Below are 17,724 nucleotides of genomic sequence, written 5' to 3' on the forward strand. Positions count from 1 at the left end.
GTCGCTTGCGCCATCGCTCATCCGCGTCCACCTTTAGTATTTCCCTTTTCCACAAATGGACGAATAATGCTCTGGTTATGGAACGTGCTTATCTTGTTGGCAACCGTGGTGGTGATGGAAATCGTCGCGGCGCTGTCGCATAAATACATCATGCACGGTTGGGGATGGGGCTGGCATTTGTCGCACCATGAACCGCACAGCGGTAAGTTTGAGCTCAACGATCTTTATGCGGTGGTGTTTGCGGTACTGGCGATTGTGCTGATTTATGTCGGTGTGCAAGGCATGTGGCCGCTGCAGTGGATTGGTGCCGGAATGACGACGTACGGTGCGCTCTACTTCATGGTGCACGATGGCCTGGTGCATCAACGCTGGCCGTTCCGCTACATCCCGCGCAAAGGCTATCTCAAGCGCTTATACATGGCGCACCGCATGCATCATGCGGTGCGCGGGCGTGAAGGCTGCGTGTCATTTGGTTTCCTCTACGCGCCACCGCTGAATAAGCTGCAAGCCACGCTGCGCCAGCGTCACGGACGTAAAATCAACGAGGACGCTGCCACAGACCAGCCGGACGCGGTTCAGGACGAGCCACACGCGAAGTGATGGCCAAACCGGCCCCTTTCACCAGCAGCGCCAGTTTTTCACCTTTACTGGTGCGCTGCCGTGAATCCCAGGCGTGCACACCGGCATGCTGAACTTTCACCCCAATTTCGCGATAAACGCCGCGAGCCGTAGCGATGGCCCACGCCGAGCGCAGCGGCAAGCCCGGTAAGCCGGATCGCGCCGAGTGATAATAGGGTTCCGCTTCCGTCACTAAACGCGCTGCCAGTGTGGCGAGCGCTGCACGATGTTGCGGTGCAGTTAGCGTATCGGCGCGTAATCCCGCCTGATCGAGCCAGGTTTGTGGCAGATAACAGCGACCATTTTCGGCATCTTCAACGATATCGCGCGCAATGTTGGTGAGCTGGAACGCCAGACCTAAATCGCAGGCGTGATCGAGCACCGCTTCGTCGCGCACGCCCATTACGCGCGCCATCATCAAACCGACTACACCCGCGACGTGATAGCAGTAACGCAGCGTATCGTCGAAGCTGGCATAGTGTTCGTCGCGCGCATCCATGGCGAATCCTTCCAGATGATCAAACGCCAGTTGTTGCGGCAGCTGATGGATGATCGCCACTTCCTGAAACGCTTTAAACGCCGGTTCATCCATGTGCGCGCCGCTGAAGGCGCGGCGGGTTTCAATTTGCAGATGCTGCATACGTGCCTGCGCGTCTTCGACAGCATGCTGCGTGCCGCCTTCGCCCAGCGTTTGCCCATCAATCACGTCGTCGCAGTGACGACACCACGCATAGAGCATCAGCGTGCTACGGCGCGTCGGTGCATCAAACAGCTTGGCGGCGGTGGCGAAACTCTTCGAGCCGACCGCCATGGTTTGCGTTACTTGCTCAAGTAAAGGCTGTCGATTCATTCGGCGCGATCCTCCAGCATCAGCCTGGCGGTGGCCTTGGCCGAACCGATCACGCCGGGCACGCCCGCGCCCGGATGCGTACCGGCACCCACCAGATAGAGATTGCTGATATCGGCATCGCGGTTATGCGGACGGAACCAGGCGCTTTGCGTCAAAATCGGTTCTAGCGAGAACGCCGAGCCGTGATGGGCATGAAGCGTGTCGCGAAAATCAAACGGGGTAAACATTCTGTGTGTCACTAATTGCTGACGTAATCCCGGCATGTAGTGCTGCTCCAGATAAGCAAAAATTCGATCGCGCAAGCGCGGTCCTTCCTGTTGCCAGTCGATATCAGCGGTGCCGAGATGCGGCACCGGCGCTAACACATAAAAGCTGCCGCAGCCGGGCGGTGCCAGCGACGGATCACTGCTGCAGGGCGCGTGCAGGTAAAGTGAAAAATCTTCTGCCAGCTGGCTGCTGTTAAAAATCTCATCGATCAACTCTCGATAGCGCGGACCGAAACAGACGGTGTGGTGCGCGAGCTGTTCATGCGGCTGATTAAGGCCAAAATAGAGCACAAACAGCGAGTTGCTCATGCGCTTACGCTTCAGCGATGTCGCACGTTTCATTGCCAGCGGATGATGGCGCAGCAGTTTGTCGTAGGTATGCACCACGTCGGCATTGGAGGCCACAGCGGCGGCATCGAAGCGTCGTCCGTCCTCTAACTGAACGCCGCTAATGCGATTACCGCTGGTTTCCAGCTGGCTCACTTCGGCATTCAGTAACAGCTCGCCGCCCAGGTCCTCAAACAGTCGCGCCATGCCCTGCACCAACGCGCCGGTGCCGCCGCGCGGAAACCACACGCCCCATTCACGTTCCAGCGCATGAATTAAGGTATAGATCGATGACGTTGCAAAAGGATTACCGCCCACCAGCAATGAGTGAAAGGAAAACGCCTGGCGCAGATGATCGTCCTGAATAAACTTCGCCACCATGCTGTAGACGCTACGCCATGCTTGCAGACGTCCCAACTGCGGCGCGACGCGCAGCATGTCACGCACCTGCAGAAACGGCACCGTGCCGAGTTTCAGATAACCCTCTTTAAACACTTCGCGCGAATAGGCGAGAAACTGACGATAGCCTTCAACGTCTTGAGGATTGAACGTGGCGATCTGCTGCTCCAGCAGCGGCTGATTGTTGTCATAATCGAGCTGTTTGCCATCTTCCCAGCACAGGCGATAGAAGGGCGTGACCGGCATCAGCTCGACGTAATCGCTTAGCGATTTTCCCGCCAGCGTGAACAACTCTTCGATGGCGCTGGGATCGGTAATCACCGTTGGCCCGGCATCGAAGGTAAAGCCGCTATCCTCAAACACATAGGCACGCCCGCCCGGTTTATCGCGCTGCTCGAGTAAGGTGGTTGGTATGCCCGCCGCTTGCAGGCGAATCGCCAGCGCCAGGCCGCCAAAGCCTGCGCCAATCACATAAGTGCGTTTCATTTTTTCTTCCCTGGTTCGACAGAATTCAACAGCGCGCGCAGCGCTTCACCGATGGGCACCGGCGGCTTGCCGCACAGAATTCGCGTTTTATCGCGCAGGCGCAGTTGCCCGGCGTAAAAGCGGCTAATTAACCCGGCATCAAGCCGGTAAAAGCGTTGCATCACGCGCCAGCGCTGCTGCGGCTTGCCGGCCAAAAACAGCATGCGGTTCAGCAGGCGGAAAAATCGCTGCTCGCGCCACTGCTGACGGGCAAAGCGTTCGATGTATTGGCTGAGCGTGCTGGCGTCGGTGGGCAACAGCGCTGCCACCAATTCCGCCAGCGCCACGGCGGACGGCAAGGAGTAACCGGTGGTGGCGTGAAACAGTCCGGCGCGCAGGCCGCTGCACGGTTGGCCGCGCTGCTGTTGCCAGAATCGATCGATATCGCCGCTCAGGGTAATCGGCAAAATGCCATGCTCTTCACGCAGCAGCGTGCTAAGCCGCCAGCCTTGCTGATTGGCATAGTCGGCGATGTGCTGACGAGCGGTGTTCTCCGCCAGCGTGGGCTGGTTAACGTAATGGGTATCTTCAATCAATAGCCGATCGGCGCTGTGCGGCAGCGTGTAAACAAACCGATAGCCCGCTTGCTGATCGACGGTGGCATCCATCAGGATCGGCTGTTGCAGGCCGTGCGGCTGCGCCAGCTGCCACTCTTGTCCCAGAAACACCTGATAACCCAGCTGCAGATGCGGCGTCGGCTGCAGGCCGCGACCATCAATCACCACTTGCGCAGCAAGTTCACGGCCATCCGCCAGCGTCACCTGCGTGGGTTTTACCTGTTGTACGGCTGTGTTTGTCCACAGATCGTCACCCATCGCCGCGTAAAGATGCCGGGCAAAATCGCCTGACGCGATGGAACAATAATCCCCGTCCAGATTGCGGCGCAGCGCAGGAAAACGCACCTGATAACCTGACCAACGCACGGTAATCAGCGGTTGCAGCCAGCGCAGCTGTTCGGCACTGAGGTCGCTATGATGAAACGACCAGGTATGATTACCGGCTGGATGCGCGTCGCTCTCCAGCAACAGGCATTTCAGCTGCGGCTGCAACTGACGCAGGCGCAGCGCAATCAAGCCATTCGCCAGTCCAGCGCCGACCAAAATCACATCGTATTGCGCGCGCATCAGGTCGCCTCCGCCAGCACAACTTGCTGCTGGCACAGCGCCTGCTCGACGATGTCCGCCGCGCGCTGGCAACCGCCTGCGCGCTGCAGTTGTGCCTGTATCGCTGACATCCGTAGCGCGTAACGATCGTCGGTCAGCAATTGTTGCAGATGTTGCTCCAGTTGATGAACGCGGCTGAAGCGCGATGCGCGCCTACCGACACCATGCCACTCAATGCGCGCCGCCACGCCAGGCTGATCAAAAGCAATCGGCAGCGCCAGCATCGGCGTGCCGCATTCCAGTGCTTCCAGCGCGCTGTTCAATCCAGCATGGGTGATAAACAGCTGGGCGTGCTGCAGGGCGGCGCGTTGATCGACGAAATCCGTCACCCACGCCGCGCCAGCGAGCTCCAGCTGGTGCGCCTGTTCGGCGTTTAATCCCCCACAATGGGCGATCACCAACGACAGCCGCTGCTGGCGGCACGCCTGGGCCAGATGCAGAAACAGTCGGAAGCGATGGCCTTGCAGCGTTCCCAGCGAGGCATAAATCACCGGCTGGCGCAGCGCCGGCCAGGGCGCATTGAGCGGCGCAGGAGAAACCGGGACGCGCAGTGGCCCGACGGCGTGATAGCAGGCGGGCAGTTGCTGACGTGGAAAATCAAAGGCCGGCACCATTTGACTGATTTGTGCCAGCGGCGATAGGCACTGATGCAATCCGCGCCGCTCCGTCAAATTAAACGCCCGCGCGTGTTTGAGGATCACGTCGCCGTGACGACGCATGATGCGATCATAAATATCGCTGCTGGCCTGAAAACGTTTCAGCGCTTTCTCATCCTGTGCAAAACGGAAGGGCATCACCGCCAGCGGAATCCCGGCTTCACGATTGACCGGCAAGGCGCAGGCCACCGAGACAAACGGCAGATGCAGCGCTTCAGCGACCAATCCGCCTGCCGCTTCCATTTCGTCGGCGATCACGCCATCGATGTTCAACGCTTTCAGCACCGCAGGAAGTTCGCGGCACAGCATATCGGTGCAGGACGCCAGATCGTTGATCACGCGAAACAGCGACAGGCCGCCCGGCGAAGCCAGCCGATGCAACACGGGCGCCAGTGAACCGGCAGGATGCGTCTGCTGGCCGACGGCAACAAAATCAATGCGTTCGTCGCTGAGCAAGGTGCGTGCATCGGCTTGCTGGATGAAGGTGATGCGATGGCCACGCGCCAGCAGCGTTTGTGCTAACGCCTGCAACGCGTGAAAGTGGCTATAAAGCGGCGGCGCGATCACCGCAAAGTGGCCCACCGGCGGAGCCGCGCTCAGTTGAACATCGCTAGCTGTTGATTAAACAGCGCGTGCATATATTGGCGAGTGGCGATGCCGCGATGGCAGGCGCAGGCAAGGTGTGCATCGGCGCTACGCAGGTGATCGCGTAAGCGACGTTCCGCGCCGTCAGCACCGAGCATCTGTACCAGCGTGGATTTGCCCTGATCCTGATGCACATCTTTACCTGTGTGTTTGCAGCCGTCGGCGAGGTCGTCGAGCAGCTGAAACGCCTGGCCGAGATCCTGGGCGAAGAAACTAAGACGTTGCCGCACCTGCGGTGAAGCGTCAGCGGCTATCGCCGCCATTTGCAACGTGGCGCGAAACAGCACGCTGGTTTTCAGTTCGTTGGTCAGGGCGATCGCTTCCGGGCTGCGGCTCTGTGCACCGTCGTGCAGATCCTGGAATTGCCCTTGCACCAAGCCCTGCAGGCCGACGGCAGCAGAGAGCTCGGCAATCGCTTCAGACTTTTGCAAGGCAGGCAAACCGGGTGCAATGGCAATCACCTCAAATGCGCGGCTAAGCAGCGCGATAGCGGCGAGGATCGCCACGTTTTCACCAAACTCGCGGTGTACGGTAGGGCGACCACGACGCATCTGCGCGTTATCCATCGAAGGAATGTCATCCAGAATCAGCGATGCCGCATGTACCATTTCCACTGCACAGGCGAGATCCAGAACGCCATTTTGCGACAGCTCGCAACCCATATCGCGCGCTGCCAGCAGCAGTAATAAAGGACGGATGCGCTTGCCCTGCGCCAGCGTACCGGCACGCATCGCGGCACGCACGCGATCGCTTTGCTGTCCGGCAGGCAGTAAATGTTCAAGATGCGTCTGTAAAATTTGCTGCAGCTGAAGGAGCTCGCTTGTCTGATGTGCTGTGGTGTCGACATGGGTGGTCATAATGGCTATCCATGGTTGGTGAATTTTTTATGCTTTTTGATTAACCGTAGACTGCGTAAGGTGAGTTCGCCAGCGAGGGCCGTGTGGTAAATTTGCGTTTCGTTTATTTCGAATGTTGGTTGTTTCGTTTATTGCGATTATTATTCTCTGACTGCAATTAGCAACCACAAACAATTAATTGGAAAACGCATGAAAAACTCAATTCTGGATAGCTTGAGCCTTCCGGCTCCGAAGGAGATTGAGGCCGCTTTGCGCGGACAGAGGGAGCTCGCAACGTATCTATCCACCAAGCAGGAAACACAAAAAATAACCATTCAGGATGCAGACAACGAAACGCATCAGATTGAACTGCCAACGTCAGCTCTGACACTACTGATGGCTGTTTTAGGTGAGTTGGCGGTGGGAAATGCGGTTCAGGTTGTTCCTGTACACGCAGAATTAACTACGCAGGAAGCGGCGAATATTTTAAACGTTTCACGCCCACATCTGGTGAAACTGTTAGAGCAAGGTCAGCTTCCCTACCATAAAACAGGTCGCCATCGTCGAGTGCTTTTTGCTGATCTTATGCAATTCAAAGATAAACGTGCGCAAGAGAGTAATGAGGCAATGCAGGAATTGGCCGACCAGGGACAGGATCTCAATTTCTACTGATGAACCATTCACCTTATGCTGTTGTACTGGACTCGCTATTACGGCAAGGTTTACCGATGACAGTAAGCGCATTAGACAAGTTTCGTTTTCTCATTTAGCAACGATTGAATCGCTATGCTGCTACATGGCATTTATTTCAGCGTGATCTTATTAGCGAAATAAGTAACAGCAACGCCGTAACATAAATAACTCCGTTAGGCTGGTGGTAAATAAATACCGCTAATGGACAATATAATGACGAATACCAAACCTGCCGTACTGATTATTCAGCCGGTCATGCCTCAGTTAGATGAAAAGCTCACGCAACATTTCCACTGCCATCGCTTATATGAGCAACAAGACGCAGCGCTATTTATTCAGCAGCATGGCAAAGCAATCAAAGCCATCGTTACGCGTGGCGATGTTGGGGTTGAAACAGCTTTGCTTGAGCAATTGCCCGAGTGTAAAGCCATCGCTGTATTCGGCGTCGGCACCGATCGTATCGACCTTAAATACACGACCGCACACGATATTCAGGTCAGCATCACCCGCGATATTCTGACCGACGATGTCGCCGATTTGGCGCTGACGTTAACGCTGGCGTTCTCGCGTAATTTGGTGGCTTACCATCAGTTTGCAAAATCCGGTGCATGGGAAAATAACGGCGTTGAGCTCTCCAGCCGCGCCAGCGGAAAAAGAATCGGTATCGCCGGATTGGGCGCGATTGGCTTAGCGATTGCGCGCCGTGCCGAAGCTTTTGGCATGGAGGTGGCGTATACCGCGCGTTCGGCGAAAAACGTGAGCTATAAGCGCTGCGACAACATCGAGCAACTTGCTGCCTTTAGCGATTTTCTGGTGCTGGCCCTGCCCGGCAGCAAAAAGAATTTCCAGCTGGTAAATGCCAAAGTGCTCACGGCGCTCGGCAAACAGGGCGTAGTGATCAACATTGCGCGTGGCACGGTAATCCATGAACCCGACCTGATCGCGGCATTGCAGCAGGGAACCATTAAAGGTGCCGCGCTGGATGTTTATCCGGATGAGCCAAAAATTAATCCCGCGCTACGTGAACTGGAAAATGTGCTTTTGACGCCGCATATTGCCAGTGCAACTCATGAAACGCGCGCGCAAATGACCAATAATGTGCTGGAGAATTTGCTGGCCTATTTCGCCGATGGGAAGATTCTAACGTCGGTATAATTTAAGCATCCGGAGTAAGATGAAATTCTTATATCCAGATAAATTATCCCTATTTAGTAATAGCAATTTTCGCTCAGCCAGGCTGTTATGATAGCGGCACTTAATTCAGGAGCCCATTATGACAGCACAGAAAATTGCCATTATTGGCGGCGGCGTTATCGGATTAGCGGTGGCGCGCGCCTTAGCGTTGCAGGGCGTTGAAGTTACCGTATTTGAACAGCAACACATTGGTGCGGGCACCAGCAGCACCACGTTTGCCTGGGTGAACTCCAACGGCAAACAGCCGCAAAGTTATCACCTGCTTAATGCGCTCTCGATGGAAGAGCATCTCAAACTGCAGCACGCGCAGCCGAATGGATTGCGCTGGCTGGAAACCGGCGGTACATGGGAATGGGCCGCCGAGGGCGATGCGCAACAACGTTTGCTGCAGCGTGCGACGTCGCTGCAATCGGCCGGTTATGCGGCGCGTGAAGTGTCGCCAGCGGATGTTTTGCGCGATATCCCGGAGCTACGGGCGCAGGCCATCTGCGGCAGCGTGTGGCACTTCCCAACAGAATCGGTGCTGCATCCGGCGCTTTATCTGGCGCGGTTATGGTCAGAAGCGAAAGCGCGCGGCGCGTTGCTGCACCAGCATCAGCGTATCAATAGCATCAGCGAAAGTGCCGATCGGGTTACGCTGCAGCTTGAGGACGGAGAGCAGTGGCAGGGCGATCGTATCGTATTAGCCACCGGACGCTGGGCCAATCAGCTGCTGAATTCACTCGGACTCAATCTGGCGTTGCTGGATACCAGCAAACCGAACGCCGTGGCCTGCAGTTTTCTGGTGCGCACCGCGCCGCAGCCGCTGTCGCTCAGTGCCAATCTCATCTCTCCGCAACTCAACGTACGCCCGGACGGCGGCGGTCGTTTGCTGCTGCAAGCGTTAGAACTGGATCACCTGGCCGATTCAGCTGCGCCACCGTCGAAGACCAGTGATATCGCCGCGCAGTTCCGCGCGCGTTATCACGCTCTGTTTGCGGATGCGGGCGAGTTGCACATTGAACAAATCGTCGTAGGGCAACGAGCCCGACCTGCCGATGGTTTACCGGCAATCGGTTATGTCACAGCACATCAGCGCGTGTATGTGGCGGTGACGCACAGCGGCATTACGCTTTCGCCATTGATTGGCAAGCTGGTGGCTGAAGAGCTCGTCAGCGATGTAGCAAGTGAACTGCTCAGTGATTTCCGCCCGCAACGTCTGCTGGGGAAAAGCGTGGAAGAGTTTGCGCCTATAAAGCGTAATTTCCCGGCGGCGCAATAACGTCCGGGTTGATTGCCGCCCGCAGGCGGCCTCATCCATTTTGAATCAATAACGCAGTCGCCCGCTAAAACCATTGGAAATCATCGCACCCGACTTAAGCGTTAAATCGAAATCCTGTTCTCGCGGCTGCAGCGCATTGATGAAGCTTTCGGCCCATTTATGGCAATCATGCAGATGCAGATTTTTTAGCAGGCTGGCGTGACGTTCGCGACGCACCGAAAGCGGCATAATGAGCGCGGTATGAATGGCATCGGCGATAGCATCGGGATCGTAAGGATTCACCAACAGCGCGCCCTGCATCTGTTCGGCGGCGCCGGCAAACTGCGACAAAATCAGCACGCCGGGATTGGCATGATCCTGCACGGCGACATAGGTTTTCGCCATCAAACTCATTCCGGCTATCAGCGGTGTAACCAGCGCCACGCGCGCCGCACGGTAAAATCCGCACAGCTCTTCACGCGAATAGTGATTGCTCAAATAACTCACCGGATACCAGTTCAGCTCGCCGTGCACGCCGTTCATTTCGCCGCAGCGGGTTTCTAAATCGCGCGACAAAGCTTTGATACGATGGCTGTAGCCTGACGCCGCTGAAGCCAGCTGTACCAACGAAAACTTGTGGTGATACTCCTCGTGTTGACGCAGTAAAACTTCTATCGCGCTGATACGGTAAGGCGTGCCGGTGCTGTCGTCAAAATGCCCGCCGCTGAGGATGAGATTCTCCGGTAGGGTTTCGCGGCATTGCTGCTCCATAAACTGGCAGCTGTTACTTTCAGCCAGCGCGCTGGTTTCGGCGGTATCAATGCCCACCGGGAATACGCCGACGCGAATCTGGCGGCCATGAATACGCAGCGTGTAAGGTGTTTGGCGTTCGCAACGGAATCGGGATTCAATCCAGGCGGTGAAATTGTTCATGTCGTGGGTGGTCTGGAAACCAATCAGATCGGCGCATAATAGGGAATCGGCCAGATAGCGCCAGTTCGGCACCGATTCAAATGATTGTCCCGCCGGGAAAGGTTGATGGAAAAAGAAACCAATGCGATTTATCAGGCCGACATCGCGCAGCATTTTAATGCTGGGGATCAGGTGATAATCCTGTAACCAAATATCATCATCGGGCATGGCATATTCACTGATGGCGCGTGTATAGGTTTCATTCAGTTTCATATAACCGATTTGGCTGCTGGTAGAAAAGCGCGCCATATCGGGACGCTGATGAAATACCGGCCATAATCCCTGATGGATATATTGATGATAACCTTCTTCATATTCTGATTTGGTCAAGCGGAATGTCAGCGTGTCGAAGTGTTTACCACTAGTAAAATTCAGCTCACGATGAGGTTCAGTGGTAAAAGACTCAAACTCGCCACTCCATTTCACCCACATGCCACCACGCCGCGTCAATATACTTTCATAAATGCTTGAAAGCGTTGAGTGGTTATTTTGATTGTGTGATACCAAAATTAAGCCTGACATAGCATTAGCCTTTTGTCAGTGAATTTACTATTTTTCATTTTTAGCTACTCCTGCGAATCCTTCAGTGCTGTCGATGAAATTAATCTAGCCGACCAACCCGTAAAAAAGTCGTAAAAATAGCAGTGAGAGTTATAAAAATTTAATACAAATACGCTGGGTTTTCATTATTCGATAGCGTCTGTTGAATAATGCTACCTCATCAATGGCTGCCATTGTAAAAACCATCAGGTTAAAAGGCGGGCTAAGGTTACACTGAATGTGGTGAGATCCTTGTGTGGTGAAAAATCTTTATTGATGGCCTTGCGCGCAATAAGCCCGTCAATAATGGCAAAGAGGATAATAGTGGTTTCTTCCACGATAATGTCTTTTCTGAACTCTCCACTCGCAATGCCTTGTCGAATGATATTGCCGATACCGTGGCGCATCGCTATATCACTGGAAATAAAAGTATCTCCGAGAGAAGCGTTCCGTGCCGATTCCGCAATGATCTCTACCCAAAGATGGTGTGTAGCAGGATAGCCAACATCACTGATGCAGGATGAAACCAGCGCGTGGATCCTTTCCATGTAGGAGCCAGAAAAGGATTCATTCTGTGCATTCAACGCGGATTTTTGTTCTTCCAGAACAATGGCCGAAATCAATTCATCTTTGCTTTTAAAGTAGGTGTACATCGCGCCCTGACTGATTCCCGCACGAACGGCGATTTCACGCACGCTGGATGCATTGAATCCTTTTTCGGCAAAGCAGTCAGCCGCAGCGGTGATCAATTTATGGTAAGTAGCGGAATCTTTGGTCATTAATTATCTCCTTTGAGGCGCAATGTTATCCTTTTTACAGCGTCGTTGACCATACGGCTGACACGGTGTGCTGCTGGATTTTTGCAGCGATCCTGTCGTGCAGGCGTTGTGCTTATCACGCATGGCGAAAGCGAACGTCATAGTAATTTCCTATTTTTCACGGCGAACAGGAAACAGTATCACTTCAACATAAATGAATGATCGTTCATTCATCTTGCTGTTTCCACTTCGAGGTGCAAAAATGATAAAGAAACATTCTGGCGTCATCTGTGTAGCCATCTGCTACATGTTGGTTGGTGTGAGTTATCCGGTAGCCAAAGAGGCGATGGAATCCATCCCAACATGGACGTTCACATTCATCACTTTCCTGACGGGGCTGGCTGCGCTGTTTCCACTTTCGCTGATGATTGACAGGACGCGGTGGCTTAACATTCCTTTGCGCGACTGGGCAGCCATTGGGGTGCAGGCGCTGTTTGGTGCCGTGCTTTACACGGTCTTTTTACTTTACGGGCTGCCGGATACTTCCGCCGTTGCGGCCTCGGTCATCACCAGTGTAGCACCGGCGTTTGTCCTGATTTTCTCGGCGCTTTTCCTGCGTGAGAAACTGACGTTGAAGTCAGCTTTTGCGGTTGTACTGGCGGTTCTTAGCGTAATCGTGATGACCACTCCCACTGCTGGCAACACCGGACACAACACCGTGACAGGCCTTATCTTTCTGGCGCTCTCAACGCTTGCCACTGCATCAGTCATTATTTTTGCTAAAAAACTCTCTTCACAGTTACGGCCCATTACCATGGCTACGGGAGTTTGTCTGTTAGGCGCGGTTCTCTCCTTTCCGCTGTCGTTGATGGAAGGCGGAAGCTTCCATCTTTCCTCCATAACCCATAGTCAGGCGATCATCGTGGTGTATTACGGTCTGTTTGTATGGGCGCTGCCCTATGTTTTCTTTTTCCACGGAATCTGGAAGGTTAGGGCCGCCACGGCCGGTATGACTGTCGCTCTGGTGCCGGTGTCGGCAATCCTGGCCGGCGCGTTATTTTTTGGCGAGAGCATCACGATGACTGACGTCGCTGCGACCATCCTCATCGTTGCTTCAATCGTGATTGCTGAGGTGAATATTGGGCGTCGTGTGCAGCAGGAGATGATCTCCTGATGAACTCGTGCCTAGTTGCAGGAATCACTTTTGCTGATAAAATGAATGAGTGTTCATTCATTTATGGGCGCGCTGAATCCGTTGTTGAAGGTAATGAAAACTGAAGGGAGCTACGAATGACCGATTGCGGCAGAAAAAACCTGCGACTGATTTTTCCGCAGTGGCAGGGCGGCAATAATGAATCATATTACTTTGGCTCGCAGCTTCTTGCATGGCTTGCGCCGACAGAAAAAGGCGTGACGGCCGAAGTTGATGTTGCATCACCAGCGGGTGTTGTTCTGGAAAATGAAAATGGCATCGTCGGCAGAAGTCAGGTTGTTTCTCAACTCAAACGCGCCCGAAATGTGATTAGTGAACATAATCCTGACACGCTGGTGACATTGGGAGGCGACTGCCTGGTCTCGCTGGCTCCGTTCTCTTATCTGGTCGAAAAGTACGGTGAAAAGCTCGGTGTACTTTGGGTCGATTCGCACCCTGACGTCATGACGCCCGACCACTTTTCTCACTCTCATGCCCATGTTCTGGGTGCATTGCTGGGAAATGGCGACGCCGATCTGACGCGGGATATCAGCCACCCGCTTGCTCCGGAAAAGGTGATGATCGCCGGTATACATGATGCTCTCGAGCATGAAGCGGCATTTATTGCTGAGCGCGGTATCGCCACCTGCGGCCCAGATGAGGTGAGGCAAGGAGGACAAGCCGTGATGGATTGGATCAAACGGGAGAACATACAATATCTGGCTATTCATCTGGATCTGGATGTGCTTGATCCTGCCATGTTCCGCTCTGTTTTGTTTGCCCGGCCCGGAAGAGGCCAGCACGACTTTGGCGATGCTGCAGAAGGACGCGTTGCAATTGCTGATGTTATCCAGCTTATCAGCAATGCATCCGCAGCAGCAGAAACGGTAGGCCTGACCGTCGCCGAGCATCTTCCGTGGGATGCTATTAATCTCAAAAAAATGCTGGGTTCGCTTCCGCTGTTAAGATAAGAGAGCAAATGCCAGCCAGAACCGCGATATTGGACGGCTGGCATGGCATGAAACATCGCTTCGGAGCCGTGTTGATACGCCCGGAGCTGATGTTAACGCGCATTTATCTCACACGGAGACAGCATGAAAATTGGCATTGTGGGTTACGGCACCGGCGGCAAACATTTCCACGCGCCCTTCATTGAGGCAGCACACGGATTGGAGCTGGCGGGCATTGTTGCACGCGCGCCTGCGACCATCGCAAAAGCAAAAGCGGACTATCCCGATGTGCCGATCTTCGCCAGCCTGACTGAAATGCTGGCGGCAGGTGTGGATATCGTCACTATCACCACGCCACCGCAAACCCGTCGTGAACTGGTTCTGGAAGCGATTGAAGCCGGTGTAGCGGTAATCGCCGATAAACCCTTCGCACCCGATGCCAAAACCGGGCGGGAACTGGCTGCGGCGGCTGCTGATAAAGGCGTGGTGTTGAGCGTCTATCACAACCGCCGTTATGACGCTGATATTCTGACGCTGAAGAAAGTCATTGAACAACAGCAAGTTGGCAAAGTTTGGCGCTTGCATAACCGCATGGATTTTGATGACGCGTTGACGCTGGAAGGCGGTGAAACCGGCGGATTGCTGCGCGATCTCGGTAGCCACATCGTGGACCAGGCTATCTGGCTGATGGGGCCGGTGAAATCGGTGTATGCGCTGCTGGATATTGTCGAATTACCCGAAGGCCCCACCGATGCCAGTTTTGTGCTGACGCTAACGCATCACAATGGTACGCACTCCTATGTTTCTGCCACCAAACTCAATCGCATGGTTTGCCGCGAACTGCGCTTATACGGCGAAAAGGGCAGCTATCTGTCGCAAGGCACCGATGTGCAGGCGCAGGCGATTTTTGCCGGTAAACGACCGGTGGATGATTTAGCGGGTTGGGGCTACGAGCAGCGCGATCGTTGGGGCATTTTGCATCATGCTGAAGGCGACGAAGCGGTGCCATCGGAGCAGGGCGCTTATCATGCCTATTATGAAGCGTTTGCCGACGCGGTGCGCAACGGCACCGAACCGCCGGTGACCACTGATCAGGCGATTGAAGTGTTAGAGGTGCTGGATGCGGCTTTTGTCAGTGCACGGGAAAACCGAGTGGTGACGCTGGAGTGATCATTTTCTGGTCGCCATAAATGGCGTAAGGCTTGTCAGTTAAAGGTGAATCGGTCGCCATGAATGGCGACCCTACAAAGGGCTGGCGCATTTATACGCACCGGGACATTCGGCCTGTTAGAATGACCGCTGCTCAGAAGTGACTCGAAGAGGTTTAGTTGTGTCGACGTTAGTATTTAGAGAAGCCAGGCTGGCCGATGTGGATCGTTGTTACGCGATTGAGATTGAGGCTTACGAAGGTGATGAAGCCGCCACGCGTGAAAAGATTGCTACCCGCATCGCGCAGTATCCGCAGGGATTTTTATGTCTGGAAACCGACGGCAAGGTGATTGGTTTTATCAACGCTGGTTGCGCGTGGGATGTGGTGATGTCGGATGAAGCGTTCAAAGAGTTAATCGGCCACGATCCCGCAGCACCGAACGCCGTCATTATGTCGGTGGTGCTTGATCCTGCTTATCAGGGCAAAGGTTATGCATCGCTGCTGATGCGCCAGTTTATTGACCTGATGAAGAAAATGGATAAAAGAACCATTCATCTGATGTGCAAAACCCAGCACGTTGAGTTGTATAAAAAATGGGGCTATCAGTACGTCAAACCGTCCGAGTCAGACCACGGTGGCATGGCGTGGCATGAGATGCTGATGACGCTGTAATTCGTCGGGTCGCCATTTATGGCGGCCCGAATCTCACCTCATGCAGCCACACCTTTCAGCTGAGCTGACAGATGTCCTGCCCATAAACTGGCCACCCATTTCACGCCTTTGGCGGTAAAACGCGCTTGTGAGAAAGCATGCTGATTCTCGCCACGCCCGGAGCGCAAGGTGAAATAACCCGCTTGCATATGGTGCTGCTGCGGAGCCAGCGTGCCTTTTTCGCGATACATGATGTTGCGTTCTAACAGGAACTCACGAAACTCGGTTTCCTTGACCTTCAACATCTTGCACAGCTGACGAAAGCCGAGCGAATCTTCGATCTCAACAAAGCGATCAAAAAATTCAGCCTTGGGTGCAGACAACGCAAGTTGCTGCTCAGCCGCCCGGCGCTGCTCAAACTGCTCCGCCCAGGCGCGGGCTGCTTCCGCTGGATTGGTGAAATCAGGCAGATGAGTAAATTGTTCGCGCTGCTGCCAAAGATCGAGTAATTCCGCAGTGAAGCCAGGCGAAAGCCGGGCAACGGCAAGTAATGAATCGCGTTTGTTGAGATGAAACTCCTGACGCACTTCACCCTGATGCTCATACAGATTCACCATCAAAGGTTGGGAAAGACGCTGTGCAGTTTCCAGGCTTTTGACCAGGCGCTTCACTTCGCCGTGCGTGATGCCCGTGAAATGGGCAATTTCGCGGCTGCTCATCATCATCGATGCATTCAAAGCAGACAGACTTTCCGTTGAGATCATCATCATTATCACCTCTTGCAGACTTACTCAGCCTTGTAGCTGTTGAATAAGTATACGCATCACTGTTTATATATCCAGTATTATTTTTAACCGTTCACCTAAGTTGTTCGGCTTTGCGTAACGTTTCACAAAGCCAGCGCAGTCCCGCGTAATCCCTGCGTATTCTCTTAAAGTGAGGTTTTCGGGGTTTATTAAATTGTCGCGATGAGGGCTGTTTGATAGTTTTGAGCCAATTTTCCGGGCTTTTATCGGCTTTCTGCAGCATTACGTGCAGGGCTGATGTATGCCTTTTTAACAGCAATAAGTAGTTAACTGGCGGCTATGCTGCTGGAGAAACGATGAAAAAGAATAAATTTAAAACCCATCTGGTCTCATTAGGTTTACTGGCGGAAAAAAAGCTGACCAAACGCCAAACGCTGCCTGATTACAATCCCGCCGCAGAGCAGGATATTAATTTGGTTGTGCGCCAGACCGCACCTGCGGCCATTCCGCGTCAGATTTGGATGTATTGGGAAAGCGAAACGCTGCCGCAAGAAGTGCAGATTTTTGTCGACAAGATCGTGCGTGAAAATCCCGGTTATCTGGTAACGGTCATCAATAACCTGAATATCCAGCACTATCTGCCCGATCTACACTTCGTGCATCAGGATATGCGTCCTTCCCATAAAAGTGACGTCATCAGGCTGGAACTGCTGCATCGCTATGGCGGAATCTGGATGGATGCCACCATCATTCTCAATCGCACAATGGACGAATTGCTGGCGGTGAATGTTGACGATCGTTATGACCTGATCGCCTTCTACCGCGACAGTTCCACGCTGGATAAAGCCTATCCGGTGATTGAATCCTGGTTCCTGGCCGCGCCGAAAAATAACGCCTTTATTGCGAGCTGGCTGCATTTTTTCCGCCCGATTGTCGAAGTGGGCGCCGACGAATTTTTCCGTCGCCTGCTCGCACTGCCCGATTACGAAACCATTGTTCAGGGCATTACGCCACCGGATTATCTGGTGGTGTATATTGCGCAGCAGCAGGCGTTGCGTGAGAATAATCAGTACAACTTCTATCTACGTAAATGCGAGGCCAGCGCGTTGCTGTATCAAAGTCTGGTGGAGTGGCGGCCGGTGAAGCTGAGCCGCATGCTGATGGTGGATCGTCTGCCCGCCGTCTTGCCGCCGCTGACCAAACTGACGGGATTTGATCGTAAATATCTCGACACCAACCTGAAGTATGGCGTGGTGAACAAAGACAGCTTGTTGGGTCAGATTCTGTTAACCAGCCAGAAAGGCGCCCGCCCGCAGACGCCGCTTCCAGCGCTGACGAGCAAGGCATAATACA

At 54.0% G+C, this 17,724-nt stretch carries 17 protein-coding genes; 9 read left to right on the top strand and 8 right to left on the bottom strand.

All coding sequences use genetic code 11. The features are described 5' to 3' along the window. Positions 1-66 precede the first annotated feature (66 nt). A complete protein-coding gene (locus FHW71_RS17320) occupies positions 67-600 on the top strand; it encodes a sterol desaturase family protein (RefSeq protein WP_008108032.1) in 534 nt (177 codons plus the stop codon). Here FHW71_RS17320 and crtB read toward each other — a convergent pair. Genes crtB through FHW71_RS17345 form a run of 5 tightly spaced genes read right to left on the bottom strand, consistent with a single transcriptional unit; the run spans position 539 to position 6,306 of the window. Continuing rightward, positions 539-1,468, bottom strand: a complete 930-nt coding sequence (crtB, locus tag FHW71_RS17325; RefSeq protein WP_179452416.1) for a 15-cis-phytoene synthase CrtB — start codon at positions 1,466-1,468, stop codon at positions 539-541. The two genes, FHW71_RS17320 and crtB, sit on opposite strands and share 62 nt — an antisense overlap. After that, the gene (locus FHW71_RS17330; RefSeq protein ID WP_179452415.1) at positions 1,465-2,946 is read right to left on the bottom strand and encodes a phytoene desaturase; all 1,482 of its coding nucleotides are present in this window, start codon (positions 2,944-2,946) and stop codon (positions 1,465-1,467) included. Before FHW71_RS17330 ends, crtB begins: the two co-directional genes overlap by 4 nt. After that, positions 2,943-4,109, bottom strand: coding sequence for a lycopene beta-cyclase CrtY (crtY, locus tag FHW71_RS17335; protein WP_179452414.1), 1,167 nt, complete (start codon positions 4,107-4,109; stop codon positions 2,943-2,945). Before crtY ends, FHW71_RS17330 begins: the two co-directional genes overlap by 4 nt. After that, positions 4,109-5,386 carry a glycosyltransferase gene (locus FHW71_RS17340; protein ID WP_179452413.1) on the bottom strand — a complete coding sequence of 426 codons (1,278 nt, stop codon included), beginning with the start codon at positions 5,384-5,386 and terminating at the stop codon, positions 4,109-4,111. The genes crtY and FHW71_RS17340 overlap by 1 nt, the downstream gene beginning before the upstream one ends. A gap of 14 nt (positions 5,387-5,400) precedes the next feature. Beyond that, entirely contained in the window at positions 5,401-6,306 is a 906-nt protein-coding gene (locus tag FHW71_RS17345) for a polyprenyl synthetase family protein (RefSeq protein ID WP_061719049.1), read from the bottom strand. Between the two features lie 189 nt (positions 6,307-6,495). Here FHW71_RS17345 and FHW71_RS17350 point away from each other — a divergent pair, with 189 nt between their 5' ends. From FHW71_RS17350 to FHW71_RS17360, 3 genes are all read left to right on the top strand, one after another. Then, positions 6,496-6,957 (top strand): helix-turn-helix domain-containing protein, encoded by a 462-nt coding sequence (locus FHW71_RS17350; RefSeq protein ID WP_061719050.1) that lies wholly within the window; start codon positions 6,496-6,498, stop codon positions 6,955-6,957. A 234-nt stretch (positions 6,958-7,191) separates the two neighbouring features. Then, positions 7,192-8,133 carry a 2-hydroxyacid dehydrogenase gene (locus tag FHW71_RS17355; RefSeq protein WP_179452412.1) on the top strand — a complete coding sequence of 314 codons (942 nt, stop codon included), beginning with the start codon at positions 7,192-7,194 and terminating at the stop codon, positions 8,131-8,133. Positions 8,134-8,251: 118 nt separating this feature from the next. Then, a complete protein-coding gene (locus FHW71_RS17360) occupies positions 8,252-9,433 on the top strand; it encodes an FAD-binding oxidoreductase (RefSeq protein WP_179452411.1) in 1,182 nt (393 codons plus the stop codon). Between the two features lie 45 nt (positions 9,434-9,478). On the opposite strand, the gene FHW71_RS17365 is transcribed toward FHW71_RS17360, so the two are convergent. Further along, positions 9,479-10,906, bottom strand: a complete 1,428-nt coding sequence (locus FHW71_RS17365) for a trehalose-6-phosphate synthase (protein WP_286176312.1) — start codon at positions 10,904-10,906, stop codon at positions 9,479-9,481. A 224-nt stretch (positions 10,907-11,130) separates the two neighbouring features. Further along, complete coding sequence (locus FHW71_RS17370) at positions 11,131-11,703, bottom strand: TetR/AcrR family transcriptional regulator (RefSeq protein ID WP_179452410.1); 573 nt, start codon at positions 11,701-11,703, stop codon at positions 11,131-11,133. A 241-nt stretch (positions 11,704-11,944) separates the two neighbouring features. Between FHW71_RS17370 and FHW71_RS17375 the strand changes: the two genes are divergently transcribed. The 4 genes from FHW71_RS17375 to FHW71_RS17390 all read left to right on the top strand — a co-directional run bounded on the left by FHW71_RS17375 (position 11,945) and on the right by FHW71_RS17390 (position 15,646). Further along, on the top strand, positions 11,945-12,856 hold the full coding sequence (locus FHW71_RS17375) for a DMT family transporter (RefSeq protein WP_179452409.1): 912 nt from the start codon (positions 11,945-11,947) through the stop codon (positions 12,854-12,856). Positions 12,857-12,972: 116 nt separating this feature from the next. After that, positions 12,973-13,845 carry an arginase family protein gene (locus FHW71_RS17380; RefSeq protein WP_179452408.1) on the top strand — a complete coding sequence of 291 codons (873 nt, stop codon included), beginning with the start codon at positions 12,973-12,975 and terminating at the stop codon, positions 13,843-13,845. A gap of 123 nt (positions 13,846-13,968) precedes the next feature. Next, the gene (locus tag FHW71_RS17385) at positions 13,969-14,994 is read left to right on the top strand and encodes a Gfo/Idh/MocA family oxidoreductase (RefSeq protein ID WP_179452407.1); all 1,026 of its coding nucleotides are present in this window, start codon (positions 13,969-13,971) and stop codon (positions 14,992-14,994) included. Positions 14,995-15,154: 160 nt separating this feature from the next. After that, complete coding sequence (locus tag FHW71_RS17390; protein ID WP_179452406.1) at positions 15,155-15,646, top strand: GNAT family N-acetyltransferase; 492 nt, start codon at positions 15,155-15,157, stop codon at positions 15,644-15,646. 38 nt (positions 15,647-15,684) lie between these two features. Here FHW71_RS17390 and FHW71_RS17395 read toward each other — a convergent pair whose 3' ends face one another. Continuing rightward, the gene (locus tag FHW71_RS17395; RefSeq protein WP_179452588.1) at positions 15,685-16,392 is read right to left on the bottom strand and encodes a phage antirepressor KilAC domain-containing protein; all 708 of its coding nucleotides are present in this window, start codon (positions 16,390-16,392) and stop codon (positions 15,685-15,687) included. Positions 16,393-16,727: 335 nt separating this feature from the next. Here FHW71_RS17395 and FHW71_RS17400 point away from each other — a divergent pair, with 335 nt between their 5' ends. Then, positions 16,728-17,720, top strand: a complete 993-nt coding sequence (locus FHW71_RS17400; protein ID WP_179452405.1) for a capsular polysaccharide synthesis protein — start codon at positions 16,728-16,730, stop codon at positions 17,718-17,720. Positions 17,721-17,724: the final 4 nt, after the last annotated feature.

Source organism: Enterobacter sp. Sphag1F (assembly GCF_014193275.1).
GTDB lineage: Bacteria > Pseudomonadota > Gammaproteobacteria > Enterobacterales > Enterobacteriaceae > Pantoea > Pantoea symbiotica.

Excerpts from the sequence above, each read along its gene's own strand:
- FHW71_RS17345 (WP_061719049.1), bottom strand. The coding sequence starts at position 6,306 with ATGACCACCCATGTCGACACCACAGCACATCAGACAAGCGAGCTCCTT.
- FHW71_RS17370 (WP_179452410.1), bottom strand. The coding sequence starts at position 11,703 with ATGACCAAAGATTCCGCTACTTACCATAAATTGATCACCGCTGCGGCT.
- FHW71_RS17355 (WP_179452412.1), top strand. The coding sequence starts at position 7,192 with ATGACGAATACCAAACCTGCCGTACTGATTATTCAGCCGGTCATGCCT.
- crtY (WP_179452414.1), bottom strand. The coding sequence starts at position 4,109 with ATGCGCGCGCAATACGATGTGATTTTGGTCGGCGCTGGACTGGCGAAT.
- FHW71_RS17400 (WP_179452405.1), top strand. The coding sequence starts at position 16,728 with ATGAAAAAGAATAAATTTAAAACCCATCTGGTCTCATTAGGTTTACTG.
- FHW71_RS17375 (WP_179452409.1), top strand. The coding sequence starts at position 11,945 with ATGATAAAGAAACATTCTGGCGTCATCTGTGTAGCCATCTGCTACATG.
- FHW71_RS17385 (WP_179452407.1), top strand. The coding sequence starts at position 13,969 with ATGAAAATTGGCATTGTGGGTTACGGCACCGGCGGCAAACATTTCCAC.
- FHW71_RS17350 (WP_061719050.1), top strand. The coding sequence starts at position 6,496 with ATGAAAAACTCAATTCTGGATAGCTTGAGCCTTCCGGCTCCGAAGGAG.
- crtB (WP_179452416.1), bottom strand. The coding sequence starts at position 1,468 with ATGAATCGACAGCCTTTACTTGAGCAAGTAACGCAAACCATGGCGGTC.
- FHW71_RS17330 (WP_179452415.1), bottom strand. The coding sequence starts at position 2,946 with ATGAAACGCACTTATGTGATTGGCGCAGGCTTTGGCGGCCTGGCGCTG.
- FHW71_RS17395 (WP_179452588.1), bottom strand. The coding sequence starts at position 16,392 with ATGATGATCTCAACGGAAAGTCTGTCTGCTTTGAATGCATCGATGATG.
- FHW71_RS17380 (WP_179452408.1), top strand. The coding sequence starts at position 12,973 with ATGACCGATTGCGGCAGAAAAAACCTGCGACTGATTTTTCCGCAGTGG.
- FHW71_RS17320 (WP_008108032.1), top strand. The coding sequence starts at position 67 with ATGCTCTGGTTATGGAACGTGCTTATCTTGTTGGCAACCGTGGTGGTG.
- FHW71_RS17360 (WP_179452411.1), top strand. The coding sequence starts at position 8,252 with ATGACAGCACAGAAAATTGCCATTATTGGCGGCGGCGTTATCGGATTA.
- FHW71_RS17365 (WP_286176312.1), bottom strand. The coding sequence starts at position 10,906 with ATGTCAGGCTTAATTTTGGTATCACACAATCAAAATAACCACTCAACG.